Below are 14,511 nucleotides of genomic sequence, written 5' to 3'. Positions count from 1 at the left end.
GTGTTGACGCTCAAGGCCGCCGGGCTGCTCGACGTCGACGCCGGCGAGATCGTGTCTCCCGGCGTCGTGCAGGTCGAGGGCGAGCGGATCACGGGTGTGGGAGGTGAGCCCGCCGGTGACGTGATCGACCTCGGCGACCACATCCTGCTGCCCGGCTTGATGGACATGGAGGTCAACCTGTTGATGGGCGGCCGTGGCGAAAAGCCCGGGCTGTCCCAGGTTCAGGACGATCCGCCGACGCGGGTGCTGCGCGCGGTCGGCAACGCGCGGCGCACCCTGCGCGCCGGCTTCACCACCGTGCGCAACCTCGGCCTGTTCGTCAAGACCGGTGGCTACCTGTTGGACGTCGCCCTGGGCAAGGCGATTGACGCCGGCTGGATCGACGGACCCCGCGTGGTGCCTGCCGGGCATGCGATCACGCCGACCGGGGGCCACCTGGACCCGACGATGTTCGCGGCGTTCGCGCCCCATGCGCTGGAGCTGAGCGTCGAGGAGGGCATCGCCAACGGCATCGACGAGATCCGCAAAGCGGTGCGCTACCAGATCAAACACGGCGCCGAGCTGATCAAGGTCTGCTGCTCGGGCGGAGTGATGTCGCTGACCGGCCCGCCGGGCGCGCAACACTATTCGGACGAGGAGTTGCGCGCGATCGTCGACGAGGCGCACCGCCGCGGGCTGCGCGTCGCCGCGCACACGCACGGCGCCGACGCGGTCATGCACGCAGTCGATGCCGGCATCGACTGCATCGAACACGGCTTCTTGATCGACGACGGAGCGATCGCGTCGATGGTCGAGCACGGCACCTTCCTGGTGAGCACCCGGCGCCTGGCCGACGGCGACGCGATGGACGTCTCCCACGCCCCGCCCGAGCTGCAGGCCAAGGCCGCCGAGATGTTCCCCAAGGCGCGGACCTCCATACTGGCCGCTTACGAAGCCGGCGTGAAGATCGCCGTCGGCACCGACGCGCCCGCCATCCCGCACGGACGCAACGCCGACGAGCTGGTCACCCTGGTCAACTGGGGGCTGCCGCCCCTGGCGGTGCTGCGGGCGGCGACGGTGACCGCGGCCGAGCTGATCAACTCGACCGACCGCGGCCGGCTCGCGCCGGGCCAGCTCGCCGACATCATCGCGGTCCCCGGAAACCCGTTGGAAGACATAACCGTTACCCAGAACGTGCGCTTTGTCATGAAAGGCGGCAAGGTCTATGTCGACACCCGATCCGTCTAAAGGCGGCCCGACCAGAACTGACGACCTGGTCGAGATCCAGCAGCTGCTGGCCCGCTACGCGGTCACCATCACCCAGGAAGACATCGGCGGCCTCATCGGCGTGTTCACACCGGACGGCACCTATAGCGCCTTCGGCTCCACCTACACGTTGGACAGGTTCCCCGAGCTGGTGGCGGCGGCCCCGAAGGGATTGTTCCTCACCGGGACCGCGTTGATCGACGACCTCGGTGGCGATTCCGCGAACGGCACCCAGCCGTTGTGCTTCATCGACCACGCGACCCACGACATGCGGATCGGCTACTACCGCGACACCTACTCCCGCACCGCCGACGGGTGGCGGCTGAAAACCCGTGCCATGACATTCATTCGCCGCAGCGGGGTGCACGACTCCGGGCGCCCGCACGCCGTCGGCCGTCCCACGCCGTGAATGTCGAGGAGTTCCGGGCGGGTTTACGCTCGTGGCTCGACGACAATGACTTGACCCCCGGGCCCGACCACTCGCTGCAGGGCCACATGCGGCAGTTCGCCCGGGTCAGCCGCGCCCTCTACGACGCCGACTGGATGCGCTACGGCTGGCCCGCCGAAGTCGGCGGGCTGGGCGGTCCCGCCGTGTTGCGCGCAATCGTCGGCGAGGAGGTCGTCGGCCGCCGCCTCGCCGAACCCGGCCCCTATTCGATGCTCGAGGTGCTCGCACCCACGATGATCGACTACGCGCCGGCAGGGCTGGCGGCCGAGATGGTGCCGCGGCTGCTGCGCGGTGAAGAGCAATGGTGTCAAGGCTTTTCCGAGCCGGGGTCCGGCAGCGACCTGGCCTCGCTGACCACCCGCGCGACGCCGCGCGGCGACGACTGGATCGTCAACGGTCAGAAGGTCTGGACCAGCTTCGCGCAGTTCTCGACGCGCTGCGTGCTACTCACCCGCACCGCGCCCGGCCACGACGGGATCACCGCATTCTTCGTCGACCTCGACACACCCGGCATCACCATCCGGCCGCTGCGGACCATGCACGGGGTCGACGAATTCTGCGAGGTCTATTACGACGACGTGGTCATCCCGGGGAACCGCATGCTCGGCCGGCCCGGCGACGGGTGGCGGCTCGCGATGGACCTGCTCCCCTACGAGCGGTCCACGTGCTTCTGGCAGCGCATCGCCTACCTGTACTCCCGCTTCGACGAACTCATCGTGCAGGCAACCGATGCCGGCGAGCCCGACGAATCCGCGCTGGGCGCAGCCTATCTGGCGCTGCACACGCTGCGCTGCCGATCCCGGGACACCCAGCATCGGCTGCGCGACGGGGCTCGCCTGGGCCCGGACACCTCCATCGACAAGGTGCTGCTCGCCGGCGCCGAGCAACGGCTCTACGACACCGTCCACGACCTGCTGCCCGGAACACTCGAGCTCGACGACACCCCCTGGCGCGCGGAGTACCTGTATTCGCGCGCGGCGACCATCTACGGCGGTACCGCCGAGATCCAGCGCAACATCATCGCCCGGCGGCTGCTCGACCTCGGGAAGGAGTGAACCGTGGAGACGACGGATCCCGAGTCGCTGCGCCTGCTGGAAGGTTCGCTGCGGACGACGATGGCGGCCGCGTCGGGCGCCAAGCTCGACGCGGCGCTGACCGAGCTGGGCTGGCTCGAGATGCTCGGCGAAATGCCCGGCGTCGCCGTGCCTCTGGTCTTTCGGCTGCTCGGCGAGACGGGCGTGCACGCGCCGGTGCTCAACGACGTGGTGGCACGCGAGACCGGTGCCGCCCCCGGCGGGGCCATGCCGCTCCCATTCGCCGGCGGCTCCTGGGTGACGTGGGAGCGCGGGGACGGCACCGACGGGGCGATGGACGAGTCGCTGCCGATCCGCCGCGTGCCGCAGGGAGATCCGCTGCCGGCGTCCGCGCTGGCCGCCGGGCGGCGGGCCCTGGGCTGGTGGTTGGTCGGCACCGGCCGGGGCATGCTCTCGCTGGCGCGCCGGCATGCTCTCGACCGCGTTCAATTCGGGCGGCACATCAGCTCGTTCCAGGCGATCCGGCACCGGCTGGCCGAGACGTTGGTCGCGATCGAGGGTGCCGAGGCGACGCTGCACACCGCCGGGCAGGTCGGCGCTGACGACGGGCTGGCCTCGCTGCTGGCGAAAGCCGCCGCCGGTCAGGCCGCGCTGACCGCCGCCCGGCACTGCCAGCAGGTGCTCGGCGGCATCGGCTTCACCGCCGAGCACCCGCTGCACCACCATGTCAAACGGTCGCTGATCCTGGACGGGCTGCTGGGCAGCGCCCGCGAATTGACCCGCGAAGCCGGAAAGGCTCTGGTGGACAAGCGGTCTGCGCCTCGTCTTGCACAGCTGTAGCCGGGCCGCGCCCGCATTTCCTGTGACGGAGGGGCCGGCGAAACCTGCGCGTAGACTTCGGCTGGCCGACAAGAGGATGGAACCCGATGAGCCAACCGGAGCAACCCCGTAACGAGATGGGAGTCGCTTCGCTGCTCGTGGGGCTGGTCGCGCTCGTCACGTGCTGGCTGCTGATCGGGGTGCCCTTCGGGATCGCGGCGGTGATCACGGGCGACATCGCGCGCAGGCGGGTGCAGCGAGGCGAAGCCAACAACCCGCGAATGGCGTTGGCGGGCATGGTGTTAGGTGCGGTGTCGATCGCGGCCGGGCTCGTCGCGATCGGCTACTACGCCCGGTTGGACGCCCGCTAGTTGCGCGGCAGCCCGAGCACCCGTTCGGCGACGATGTTCCGCTGGATTTCCGAGGTGCCGCCGGCAATCGTCGCGGCGAAGCTGCGCGCGTATCGATCGAACCAGCTGCGGTAATGACTGTCGAGGTTCAGCGGGGCGAACGGGGCGGTCACCGCCCGGTACACGAGCCCGTCCGCTCGCGCGGCGTCCAGCGCGTCCTCGGAGGCCCGCTGCAGGGCCTCGGAACCGAGCAGCTTGAGCACCGACTGGGCGGGGACGTCCTCTTCGCCGCGAGCGGCCCGCGACAACGCCGCGGATCCCAGGAGCCGCAGCGCGTAGGCGTCCATCACCAGGGACGCGTAGCGATCGCGCTCCAGTGGGCCCGATGGGCGGAAATCGATGCTCAGTTCGTGTAATAGGTCGACGTAGCCCGTCCAGAGCATGACGCGTTCGTGCCCCAGGGAGCCGGTGGCCACCCGCCAACCCTCGTTCAGTTCGCCCACCAGATTTTCGGCCGGTACGCGCGCGTCGGTGAAGAAGACCTCGTTGAAGTCGACCTCGTCGCTGTCGCACATCGACGCGAACGGGCGGCGCACCACGCCCGGGGTATCGGTCGGGATCAGCAGCACGCTGATGCCCTTGTGCTTCGGCGCCTTTGGGTCGGTGCGCACGAAGGTCAGCAGCACGTCAGCGTCGTGGGCGCCCGATGTCCACACCTTCTGCCCGTTGACGACGAAGTGGTCACCGTCGAGCACCGCCCGCGTTTTCAGCGACGCGAGGTCCGAGCCCGCGCCGGGTTCGCTCATTCCCAGCGAGGCGGTCATCTCCGCCCGCAGGATCGGCACCGCCCACCGCCGCTTTTGCTCGGGCGTACCGAAACTCAGCAACGACGCCGCAATGATGCCGACCCCTTGCGGGTTGAAGCTTTGATAGATGCGCCGCCGCCCCAGTTCCTCCATGTACACGTACTGCTGCAACAGCGTGGCGTTGCGGCCGCCGAACTCGGGCGGATTGCCCGGGAGCAACCACCCGCTGTCGAACAGCAGCCGTTGCCAGCGGCGGGCCCATTCCGGCACGTGCGAGCTGGAGCGGGGCCGTTCGGCCGCCTCGGCCTCGGAGGGCAGATGCGCATCCAGGAAGGCGACGAATTCGGAGCGGAAAGCCTCCACGTCGGCGTCGAAGGTGAGCTGCACGCGACTCCCCGGAACGGTCGTGAGCACTCCCCGGCGTCGGTAGATCATGATTTCCGCCGACGGGGCGGTTCGCTCTTATGATTACGCTTCCATACACACGTCTAAGAGAATAGTATTCTCGTGGCGAGAAAGTTACAATCTCCGACACATGATCCGTGAGGGGGTCGAGCGCAGCGATGTCACGGCGTTCTCCGGTAGAGTCCAATCATGTTCTCCCCTCGCGGCAATCAGCTGAGCCGGCCGTGACCAGCCCCAGCGAAGAACCCGCCTGGAAGCAGCGCGCCGTCGAGAGGTCCATCAAGACGGCGAAACTCCGTGCCGCGCAACGCGTTCAGCGCTTCCTCGATGCGGCGCAGGCCATCATCATCGAGAAAGGCTCCACGGACTTTACCGTCCAGGAGGTCGTCGACCGGTCCCGCCAGTCGCTGCGGAGCTTCTACCTGCAGTTCGACGGCAAACACGAGCTGTTGCTGGCGCTGTTCGAGGACGCCCTGAGCCGGTCAGCCGACCAGATCCGGGCCGCGACGGAAAGCCAAGCCGACCCGCTGGAACGCCTGAAGGTCGCCGTCCAACTCCTCTACGAGGCCTCGCGTCCGGACCCGACCGCCAAGCGCCCCCTGTTCACCGACTTCGCGCCCAGGTTGCTGGTCACACATCCCGCCGAGGTCAAGGTGGCACATGCGCCCCTGCTGGCTTTGCTGACCGAACTGATGGAAGCGGCCAGCGACGCCGGTAAGTTGCGCGCGGGCGTCAACGCGAAGCGGATGGCCGCGATGACCATGCAGACGGTCATGTTCATCGCGCAATCCAGCGGCGGCTCCGACGACGCGACCGTGCACCCCATCACCAGCGAAGAGGTGTGGGACTTCTGCTCCCGCGGATTCGTCGGTTAGACGACAACCCGGCGGCGCCGTCACCCCCTGTTCGACCCGTTCACATACCGCACGCCATTTGCTGCCGAGAATCGGATTCTCTAATATCTAGAACCACAAATAGCCAAAACGGATTCGTCGTTGACACCCGTGACGGGGTGGTGACAGAGTGCAAAGGCGGCGAGATTCGCGATCCCCGGGGACGCGGTTCGGGCTGTTCTGCGCTCAGGGGTGCGATCAATAGTCAGGAGTTGAGGTAGCCATGACCGGACGTGTTGAGGGCAAAGTCGCTTTCGTCACCGGGGCGGCGCGCGGTCAGGGCCGCAGCCACGCTGTGCGGTTGGCGCAAGAGGGTGCCGACATCATCGCCGTCGACATCTGCAAGCCCATCCGCGAGGGCGTTACGGACACCGCCATCCCGGCATCCACCCCCGAGGACCTGGCGGAGACGGCCGACCTGGTCAAGGGATACGACCGCAGGATCGTCACCGCCGAGGTCGACGTGCGCGACTACGAGGCGCTGAAAGCCGCGGTGGACGGTGGCGTCGAGCAACTCGGGCGGCTCGACATCATCGTGGCCAACGCCGGTATCGGCAACGGCGGCGACACCCTGGACAAGACCAGCGAAGAAGACTGGACGGAGATGATCGACATCAACCTGGCCGGCGTGTGGAAGACCGTGAAAGCCGGTGTGCCGCATCTGCTGTCGGGGGGCCGGGGCGGGTCCATCATTCTGACCAGCTCGGTGGGCGGCCTAAAGGCTTACCCCCACACCGGTCACTATGTCGCCGCCAAGCACGGTGTGGTCGGGTTGATGCGCGCCTTCGGAGTCGAGTTGGGGCAGCACATGATTCGGGTCAACTCGGTGCACCCGACCCACGTCAAGACGCCGATGCTGCACAACGAGGGCACCTTCAAGATGTTCCGCCCCGACCTGGAGAACCCGGGTCCCGACGACATGGCGCCGATCTGCCAGCTGTTCCACACCCTGCCGATCCCGTGGGTGGAGCCGATCGACATCAGCAACGCCGTGCTGTTCTTCGCCTCCGACGAATCCCGCTACATCACCGGTGTGACCCTGCCCATCGATGCGGGTAGCTGTTTGAAATAGAGTTCCGTCCCATGGACGGATTCGAAGGTCGCGGAACGGTCGTCACCGGCGGTGCGAGTGGCATCGGCCTGGCCACGGCCACCGAGTTCGCCCGCCGGGGGGCCCGGGTGGTGCTGTCCGACGTCGATCAGCCCGGCCTCGAACAGGCGGTAAACCACCTGCGCGCCCAGGGATTCGACGCGCACGGGGTGGTATGCGACGTCCGTCATCTCCACGAAATGGTTCATCTCGCGAAAGAATCCTTCCGCCTGCTCGGCCGCGTCGACGTCGTCTTCAGCAATGCCGGCATCGTGGTCGCGGGCCCGATTGCGCAGATGACCCACGACGACTGGCGCTGGGTCGTCGATATCGACCTGTGGGGCAACATCCACGCCGTCGAGGCGTTCCTGCCGAGGCTGCGCGAACAGGGCACGGGCGGACACCTCGCGTTCACCGCGTCCTTCGCCGGCCTGGTTCCGAACGCCGGCCTCGGAGCGTACGGGGTCGCGAAATACGGCGTGGTCGGCCTGGCCGAGACGCTCGCCCGCGAGGTCAAGGAGGACGGTATCGGCGTCTCGGTGCTGTGCCCGATGGTCGTTGAGACCAAGCTGGTCTCCAACTCGGAACGGATCCGCGGTGCGGACTACGGGCTGACGTCTTCGCCTAAGGCGGCGGACGGGACGCTACCGACGCAGGACGAGGGCGTCGGCGTGGAAGATGTCGCCCGGTTGACGGCGGATGCGATCCTGGCCAATCGCCTGTACGTGCTGCCGCACGAGGCCGCCCGCGCCTCCATTCGCCGCAGGTTCGAGCGCATCGACCAAACCTTCGCAGACCAGGCCGCCGAGGGCTGGAGCCACTAGCCGGACGGGCCGAGGCGGTAAGCGCCGGTTTTCGGGTCGTGATACCAACCGCTCGCCGCGTGGGTGCCGCCATCGACGTGTAGGGTCTGCCCGGTCAGGTATCCCGACATCTTCGATGCCAGAAATACCGCGACACTGGCGATTTCGTCGACATGACCGGGACGCCCCAGCGGCACGACATGGCCGACCCCGGTCAGCGCCGCCTCGCCGCCGAGCCGCGCCAGCCCTTCGGTGAGCGTGATGTCGGGTGCGATCGCGTTGACGCGAATGCCGTGGGGCGCCAACTCCAGCGCCGCGGTTTGGGTGTAGTTGATAACCCCAGCCTTGGCCGCCGCATACGCCGCATAGCCGGGTGCGGCGCGCACGCCCTCGATCGAGGTCACCGAGATGATGCTGCCGCCGATGCCCGCCGAAACCAGCTGCCTCGCGATGCGCTGAGTGCATAGCAGCACGTGGCGCAGGTTGGCCCGGTACAGCGCATCCCAACCGTTCTCACTCGTCTCCAGCAGCGGCGACGAGAAAACCCCTCCGGCGTTGTTCACCAGGATCGAGGGGACGCCGAGTTCGGCGTTCGTGCGCTGCAGAGCGTCGTCGACCTGGGCGCTGTCGCGCACGTCTGCTGCGATGCCCAAGGCCCCAATGGATTCCGCCGCGCCGGCGCAGCTTTGCGGGTCACGTTCCCAGATCGCGACCGACGCACCGAAGGCGGCAAGTCCGGCCGCGATGCCGCGACCGATGCCCGCGCCCCCACCGGTGACCACCGCCACTCGGCCGGTGAGCATGATGTCCGCGGGAGCGATCGCCATCGTCTCGTCACATCGCCGGTGCGCGGCCGATGACGCCGTCGGCCTCCAGGGCCGCGATCTCCGCGTCGCCCAACCCCAGCTCGCTCAACAGTTCATGGTTGTGCTGCCCCAGCAGCGGCGCGTGCTGGGTATGGAACTTGGACGGTCCGGCGGACAGCCTCATCGGCACGGTGCTGAGCCTAGCCGGGCCGGCCACCGGGTGATCGACTTCTTCGAAGAAGTCGCGAAACCCCAGCTGGTCCAACTCGGTCTGCCGGTGCGGTTGCATCACCTTGGCCACCGGAACGCCCACCGCCCAGAGACGCGCGACGATCTCGTCGCGGCCGCGCCGCCCGCACCACGCGGCCAACCGCTCGTCGATAGCGTCCGCGCGCTCTCTGCGGGCCGCTGCGGTGGCCAGGCCGGGATCCGTTGCCCACGAGGGCGACCCGATCGCCTCGGTCAAGGCTTTCCACTGTTCGTCGGTGCTCACGGCGATCGCCACCCAGCTGTCGGGCCGGCCGAACTCGTCGATGTCGGCGCTGCGGTAGAGGTTCTGCGGCGCCGCGGTGGGCCCTCGGTTGCCCGCGCGGTCCAGCAGCGCCCCGTAGGCGGAGTATTCGATGACCTGCTCGGCGGCGACGCTGAGCGCGGCGTCCACCATCGCCGCTTCGACGAACACGCCCTGGCCGGTGTTGCGCCGGTGCTCCAGCGCCAACAACAGCGCGTTCACCGCGTGCATGCCCGCATTGGGGTCGCCGATCGAGTAGGGGTCGTAGGGCGCGCGGTCGGCGTATCCCGTCAGCCACGTCAGCCCCGAGGCGGCCTCGATGACGTAGGCGAATGCCGGGTTGTCGCGCCATGGCCCGTCCAGGCCGAAGCCCGGCATCCGCACCATCACGATGTCGGCCCTGATGGCTTGCAACGCGGCGAAATCCAGGCCCATCTGGTCGAGCACCCGCGGCGTGAAATTTTCCACCACCACGTCGCAGGTGCCGACGATGCGGCGCAGGATCTCCCGGCCGCGCTGGCTTTGCAGGTCCAGCGTGAGCCCCTTCTTGTTGGTGTTCAGGGCGGCGAAGATCGGCGACTTCTCCCACCACTGGCTCTCGCCGACGGGCACCCCGGCGATCAGCCGCGTCCCGTCCGGCCGACGGGTGGACTCCACGTGGATGACCTCGGCGCCCAGCATCGCCAAGAAGTGCGTGCAGCAGGGACCGGCCCAGAACGTCGTCATGTCGAGCACCCGGATCCCGCTCAGCGGCAACCGGTTCGCGGATCCGGTGGGCCGGGGCCGGGGCACCAGGGCGGCGGTCCGGTACTGCGCCGTGTGCTCGCCGAGCCGCGGCGCCCGTTGCGGCGGGCGCAGCCGCGCGGGTCGCATCCGGTAGGGATGGCTCGGCTGCCGGAACTCCCCGCACGGCTCGTCGACGAACGAGCCACGTTCGCGGAAGTGGTCCAGCGAGGTGATGTTCGCACCGTTGGCCACCGGGGCGTTGGGGATGCGAAAAGCGGTTGCCAGTTCGCGGATCTCGTCGACCGTGTTGTTGCGGAACCACTCGTAAATCTCACCGGCGTTGCGGGTGGCCCGCTCGGTGATGGTCAGCGAGGAGTCCTCGTCGATCCATTCGGGGTGCCCGACCATCGCGCACAGGTCGAACCACTGCTGCGCGGTGCCGCAGCCGACGTCCACCAGCCCGTCCTTGGCCCGGGCCACGCCCGGGACGGTGACGCGCCGCGCGTCCCGCCATGGCCGTCCGAGCATGTCGAAGTAGGTGACCGGATAGTAGGTCAGGCACAGGATCTGCGTCTCCAGCATCGACAGGTCCAGGAGTTCACCCGGACCGCCACGGTCGTATCGCGATGCGAGCATCGCGGCACTCGCGTAGACCCCCGCCAAGTACTCGCCGGCCTGCCCGCCCACGAACACCGGTGCGCGGTCCGGCTCCCCCCGCCCGAGGCCGACGATGCCGCCCGACCACGCCTGCAGCGTGAATTCGGTGGCCGCCCGGTCACGCCAGGGCCCCTCCAGCCCGAAGGGCGTGATCGACATGACCGTCAGGTGCGGATGGCGCCGCAGTATCTCCCGGGGCGCAAACTCCTTGCCTTCGGTCAGGTTTGATCCTCCGGACCACACCAGCGCATCGGCGGACGCCAGCAACCTGTCGACCAGCTCGACGTCGTCCTCGACGCCGGGATCGGCGACGACGCTGCGCTTGGACCCAGCCAGAAACCTGAACAGCGCACCGTCCGCGCCGCGGGGTATGACGGCGCCCGAGGCGGACCAGGACCGCAGTGGATCGCCTTCGGGTGGCTCGACTTTGATGACGTGCGCCCCGCCGTCGGCCAACAATTTGGTGCAGTAGGCGCCCGCTATGCCGGTGGACACGTCGACGACGGTGTAGCCGGTCAGCGGGGGCTCGGGGACGGGGTGCGCCACTACCGCTTCCGCTTTCGGTCGGGCTCCTTCTTCGCGTTCTTGCCCTTGCGGCCCTTCTTGCTCAGGCGCCACTCCGGGGGGAACTTGTCGTCGTTGTCCTTGACCGCCCCGCCCAGTCCGCGATCGAGGGCGTCGCGGAGCATGAAGTCGTCACCGTCGGGCCGGACGACGCCGCCCATCGACTCGAAGAACCCGCTCAACATGCTGCCCATGTACTCGCCCTGGAACTGCTTCATGATCTCGAAGAAGACCTTCTGCATGAACACCGTGTCGGTCGGGCGGTTGCGTGCGCAGGCCAGCGCGTACCGCTCCACCTCCGCTTCGAGTTCGTTTCTGGGCACCACGCTGTTGAGGAAGTTGCAGTCGTACATCTCCGCTGCGGTGAAAGCCCTTCCGGTGAAGACCATTTCCTGGAACTTGCGGATCCCCATCGTCTGCGCCCACCACCACATCCTCGGCCCCCAGCCGTAGTACCGGAACGAGGGATGCCCGAAGAGCGCGTCGTCGCTGGAGATCACCAGGTCCGCGTCGGCCGCCTGGTAGAAGTGCCAGCCGTAGCAGTAGCCCTTGGCCTCGAGGATGCTGATTTTCTTGAAGTCCTGCAGGCCGCGGATCCCCGAGTTGGGGTTGGCGTACCACTGGCCCAGGGTGGCGCCCCGCCGGAACGAGCCCTCCGGGGGAAAGCTGACTTCGTCAGCGCCGAGCCGGTACTCGGCGAGCCGGTGCTTCTGGTCCGCCGAGTTCTGCGCCGTCATCTCCTCGACGAGATCGGCTCCCGCGCCCAGGTCCTCGCCGGCCCCGCGGACCACCAACACCTTGACCTCGTCGTCGATCGAGGCGCGATGCAAGAGGTCGGCGTAGCGCAGCCGGGCGGCGATCGTGGGCGCGTTGAGTTGTCCCGGCCGGTCGAAGGTGATGGTGGCGATGCGGGTCTCGGCGTCCTTGCGGTACCTGATGATCTCGTCGGCCGGCGGGTCGGGCTTGGCGGGCATGGCTATTCGCGCCAGGACGGGCTGGTGGTCAGCACCTCCGGGCCCCCGTCGGTGAGCAACACCGCTTCCCGTCCGAAGACCGCGCCGACGCCCCGCTCCCAGACGTAGCCGGTCACGGCCAGCACCATGCCCGCCTCCAGCCGCTCCCCGGCGGCCGTGGCAGGCAGGTGGCTCGAGATCACCGGCGGGTCAAAGCCCATACCCAGCCCGCGGGCCACCGGCATCGGCGGTGCCGCCTCCCGCGCGGCTTGATAGGCGCCCAACAACCCGCGCGCGGATGCCCCGGGTTGGCATGCGGATAAGAGCCGGTCCCAAAGGTTTTCCCAGCGCCGATACAGGGCGGGCGCGCCCGGGGCCGCGCCCACCGGCCAGGTGCGGCCGACCTCGCCGATGTAGCCCCCGGCCAGCACACCGGCCGAGAACGCCACCAGGTCACCATCTTTGACGCGGCCCTGGACACGATCACGGCCGTCGGCCCGCCGCCACGGGTGATCGGGCGACGTCACCCATGCGACGTCCTGATTCGACGGGGTGCTCACACCCCCTGCCGCGACGGCCTCCAGCAGGGCACCGGCGAGCGCCTGCTCACTCACCGCGGGCCGCAGCTCGGACACGGCGGCGGCCAAACCGGACTCGGCCACCGAGATCGCTTCCCGCAGCGCGGCCACTTCTTCGGCCGTCTTCACGCGCCGGGCCGCGCGCATCGCCAGTTCGCCGTCCACGAGTTCCGCGTTCGGGAACGCCGCCGGCAGCAGCTGCGCGAAAACCGGTGACATCGCATCGGTTCCGACCCGCCGGGCCGTGGCGGCGCCGTCGATGCGCCGCAGCGCGGCCATGGTGTTCATCGGGTTCCACGAGATGCCGTACAGGTTCTCGTGCGGAATGTCGTCGGGAACGCCCTCGTCCCAGGTGCTGAGCAGGTATATCGCTCCAGTCGCTCGCACCAGCACGCACGTCGGGCCGAACGGCCGGGTGCCGGCGACCCACAGCTGCGGCGCGCCGGTGACGTAGCGGACGTTGGCTTGGCGACCGAGGACCAACACGTCGAGGTCATGCGCCGCCATCTGTTCGAGGGCCCGCTGGCGGCGGCCCGAGCGAAGCGCGCGGTCGTCGGGGCAGACGTCAACCGACATGGGTGCCGTAGGGGTCATAGGGGTAGTCGGTCAATCGGATCCAACCCTCCTCGGTGATCACCAGGACCTCTTCGCTGCGGTAACCGCCGGTGCCGTCCTCCCACACCACCGGCTCCAAGACCAGCACCATGCCCGGCTGCAGGACGAACTTCTCGTCGAACTCCTGGCCGAGATCCGTTCCGATCATCGGCATCTCGGCCGCATTCACACCGATGCCGTGGCCCAGGTAGAAGTGCGGCAACCACGGCTTGCTGCCGCCGTTGGCGGCCACGGCCGCCCGGCCGAGGTCCGCCGCCGTGACGCCGGCCTTGGCGACTCCCAGGACGGCGGACATGATCTCGAACCATCTGTCGAACTGCGCCTGCTGGCGCGGCGACGGATCCCGGCCCACGATCCAGGTGCGCCCGAAGTCCGAGCAATATCCGTGGAAGGTGACGCTGACGTCGGTCCACAGCACGTCGCCTTCGGCCAGCTCGCGCTCGGTGCTCAGCAGCGGCAACGCCAGGTCGCCGTGCGTGGTCCACACGCCCTCGGCCTTGCTGGGCGGCATCACCTGCCAGATGGGTTCGAGCATGCTGGCCGTGGCGCCCAACTCGAAGGCCCGCCGCAAAAAGCTCGCGGACAGGTCGACTTGGCGGATCCCTGGCGCCAATCGCTTATGCACCTCGACCATCGCCTCGTCGGTGATCCGGATGGCGGTGCGCATGCACGACAGCTCGTCCGGCGTCTTCACCGCCTTGGCCGCACCGACGATGGCCGCGGCGTCGACGGGCGGACCACCGGGGAACAACGAGCTCACCGCCCGCGACATGGCGCCGGTGCACTCGTCGACCGCGACCACCGCCCCGGGCGGGATCAACTCGGCCAGCTGCCTGGCGAAATCGTCGACCCCCTCGTCGAATTCGAGATACACGGGCCCGTGTACGTGGTCGGCGGGCAGGCCCGACTCCTGGGCCGCGCCCTCGCGGAAGGGCAGGAACAGATGCGGCCAGTCGTCCCCGCCGAGCACCACGGCGACCGGCCGCTCCACGTAGGACAACCCCGCATCGCCCAGCGGCCAACTGGTTCCGGTGGCATAGACCACCGCGCTGTTGCCCAGCAGAACCATCGCGTCGACGCCGCGGTCGGCCATCGCCGAGCGCAGTCGCGTCCCGGTCTCCCGGCGCATCCGGCCCAGGTCGGGCGTTTCGGGGATCACCAACGTGCCGGTGCCCGTGCCCGCTTGCGCGAACGTCGTCATCGGGCCA

General features: G+C 68.7%; 14 protein-coding genes. 8 read left to right on the top strand and 6 right to left on the bottom strand.

Annotated elements, in window-relative coordinates; translation table 11 throughout:
• The 5 genes from HMPREF0591_RS10805 to HMPREF0591_RS10785 all read left to right on the top strand — a co-directional run bounded on the left by HMPREF0591_RS10805 (position 1) and on the right by HMPREF0591_RS10785 (position 3,917).
• Positions 1 to 1,227, top strand: a complete 1,227-nt coding sequence (locus HMPREF0591_RS10805; RefSeq protein WP_007168569.1) for a metal-dependent hydrolase family protein — start codon at positions 1 to 3, stop codon at positions 1,225 to 1,227.
• Positions 1,205 to 1,654 (top strand): nuclear transport factor 2 family protein, encoded by a 450-nt coding sequence (locus HMPREF0591_RS10800; RefSeq protein ID WP_007168568.1) that lies wholly within the window; start codon positions 1,205 to 1,207, stop codon positions 1,652 to 1,654. The genes HMPREF0591_RS10805 and HMPREF0591_RS10800 overlap by 23 nt, the downstream gene beginning before the upstream one ends.
• Positions 1,651 to 2,748, top strand: a complete 1,098-nt coding sequence (locus tag HMPREF0591_RS10795) for an acyl-CoA dehydrogenase family protein (protein ID WP_007168567.1) — start codon at positions 1,651 to 1,653, stop codon at positions 2,746 to 2,748. Before HMPREF0591_RS10800 ends, HMPREF0591_RS10795 begins: the two co-directional genes overlap by 4 nt.
• 60 nt (positions 2,749 to 2,808) lie before the next feature.
• Positions 2,809 to 3,567, top strand: a complete 759-nt coding sequence (locus HMPREF0591_RS10790; RefSeq protein WP_083212340.1) for an acyl-CoA dehydrogenase family protein — start codon at positions 2,809 to 2,811, stop codon at positions 3,565 to 3,567.
• 86 nt (positions 3,568 to 3,653) lie between these two features.
• Positions 3,654 to 3,917 carry a DUF4190 domain-containing protein gene (locus HMPREF0591_RS10785; RefSeq protein WP_040622322.1) on the top strand — a complete coding sequence of 88 codons (264 nt, stop codon included), beginning with the start codon at positions 3,654 to 3,656 and terminating at the stop codon, positions 3,915 to 3,917.
• On the opposite strand, the gene HMPREF0591_RS10780 is transcribed toward HMPREF0591_RS10785, so the two are convergent.
• Entirely contained in the window at positions 3,914 to 5,089 is a 1,176-nt protein-coding gene (locus tag HMPREF0591_RS10780; protein WP_040622658.1) for an acyl-CoA dehydrogenase family protein, read from the bottom strand. The two genes, HMPREF0591_RS10785 and HMPREF0591_RS10780, sit on opposite strands and share 4 nt — an antisense overlap.
• Positions 5,090 to 5,331: 242 nt before the next feature.
• Here HMPREF0591_RS10780 and HMPREF0591_RS10775 point away from each other — a divergent pair, with 242 nt between their 5' ends.
• From HMPREF0591_RS10775 to HMPREF0591_RS10765, 3 genes are all read left to right on the top strand, one after another.
• Positions 5,332 to 5,982, top strand: a complete 651-nt coding sequence (locus tag HMPREF0591_RS10775) for a TetR/AcrR family transcriptional regulator (RefSeq protein WP_007168563.1) — start codon at positions 5,332 to 5,334, stop codon at positions 5,980 to 5,982.
• 241 nt (positions 5,983 to 6,223) lie between these two features.
• Positions 6,224 to 7,072: a mycofactocin-coupled SDR family oxidoreductase gene (locus tag HMPREF0591_RS10770; protein WP_007168562.1), complete on the top strand. Its 849-nt coding sequence runs from the start codon at positions 6,224 to 6,226 to the stop codon at positions 7,070 to 7,072.
• 11 nt (positions 7,073 to 7,083) lie between these two features.
• Positions 7,084 to 7,914 carry an SDR family NAD(P)-dependent oxidoreductase gene (locus tag HMPREF0591_RS10765; RefSeq protein ID WP_007168561.1) on the top strand — a complete coding sequence of 277 codons (831 nt, stop codon included), beginning with the start codon at positions 7,084 to 7,086 and terminating at the stop codon, positions 7,912 to 7,914.
• On the opposite strand, the gene HMPREF0591_RS10760 is transcribed toward HMPREF0591_RS10765, so the two are convergent.
• From HMPREF0591_RS10760 to HMPREF0591_RS10740, 5 genes are read right to left on the bottom strand one after another with little or no spacing between them, the layout of a single operon-like run.
• Positions 7,911 to 8,720: an SDR family NAD(P)-dependent oxidoreductase gene (locus HMPREF0591_RS10760; RefSeq protein WP_007168560.1), complete on the bottom strand. Its 810-nt coding sequence runs from the start codon at positions 8,718 to 8,720 to the stop codon at positions 7,911 to 7,913. The genes HMPREF0591_RS10765 and HMPREF0591_RS10760 overlap by 4 nt on opposite strands.
• Before the next feature lie 7 nt (positions 8,721 to 8,727).
• Entirely contained in the window at positions 8,728 to 11,139 is a 2,412-nt protein-coding gene (locus tag HMPREF0591_RS10755) for a CaiB/BaiF CoA transferase family protein (protein WP_007168559.1), read from the bottom strand.
• Positions 11,139 to 12,131 (bottom strand): enoyl-CoA hydratase/isomerase family protein, encoded by a 993-nt coding sequence (locus HMPREF0591_RS10750; protein WP_007168558.1) that lies wholly within the window; start codon positions 12,129 to 12,131, stop codon positions 11,139 to 11,141. Before HMPREF0591_RS10750 ends, HMPREF0591_RS10755 begins: the two co-directional genes overlap by 1 nt.
• A 2-nt stretch (positions 12,132 to 12,133) precedes the next feature.
• Positions 12,134 to 13,264, bottom strand: coding sequence for a M24 family metallopeptidase (locus HMPREF0591_RS10745; protein ID WP_007168557.1), 1,131 nt, complete (start codon positions 13,262 to 13,264; stop codon positions 12,134 to 12,136).
• On the bottom strand, positions 13,254 to 14,504 hold the full coding sequence (locus HMPREF0591_RS10740; protein ID WP_007168556.1) for a M24 family metallopeptidase: 1,251 nt from the start codon (positions 14,502 to 14,504) through the stop codon (positions 13,254 to 13,256). The genes HMPREF0591_RS10745 and HMPREF0591_RS10740 overlap by 11 nt, the downstream gene beginning before the upstream one ends.
• Between the last annotated feature and the right edge of the window lie 7 nt (positions 14,505 to 14,511).

The sequence above is a fragment of the Mycobacterium parascrofulaceum ATCC BAA-614 genome (assembly GCF_000164135.1).
Lineage (GTDB): Bacteria > Actinomycetota > Actinomycetes > Mycobacteriales > Mycobacteriaceae > Mycobacterium > Mycobacterium parascrofulaceum.
This window is presented reverse-complemented; position numbering and strand designations above follow the sequence as displayed.

Bases quoted from the DNA above. Each gene is read 5' to 3' on its own strand.
- HMPREF0591_RS10800 (WP_007168568.1), top strand. From the start codon at position 1,205: ATGTCGACACCCGATCCGTCTAAAGGCGGCCCGACCAGAACTGACGAC.
- HMPREF0591_RS10790 (WP_083212340.1), top strand. From the start codon at position 2,809: ATGGCGGCCGCGTCGGGCGCCAAGCTCGACGCGGCGCTGACCGAGCTG.
- HMPREF0591_RS10785 (WP_040622322.1), top strand. From the start codon at position 3,654: ATGAGCCAACCGGAGCAACCCCGTAACGAGATGGGAGTCGCTTCGCTG.
- HMPREF0591_RS10770 (WP_007168562.1), top strand. From the start codon at position 6,224: ATGACCGGACGTGTTGAGGGCAAAGTCGCTTTCGTCACCGGGGCGGCG.
- HMPREF0591_RS10765 (WP_007168561.1), top strand. From the start codon at position 7,084: ATGGACGGATTCGAAGGTCGCGGAACGGTCGTCACCGGCGGTGCGAGT.
- HMPREF0591_RS10760 (WP_007168560.1), bottom strand. From the start codon at position 8,720: ATGGCGATCGCTCCCGCGGACATCATGCTCACCGGCCGAGTGGCGGTG.
- HMPREF0591_RS10750 (WP_007168558.1), bottom strand. From the start codon at position 12,131: ATGCCCGCCAAGCCCGACCCGCCGGCCGACGAGATCATCAGGTACCGC.
- HMPREF0591_RS10745 (WP_007168557.1), bottom strand. From the start codon at position 13,264: ATGTCGGTTGACGTCTGCCCCGACGACCGCGCGCTTCGCTCGGGCCGC.
- HMPREF0591_RS10740 (WP_007168556.1), bottom strand. From the start codon at position 14,504: ATGACGACGTTCGCGCAAGCGGGCACGGGCACCGGCACGTTGGTGATC.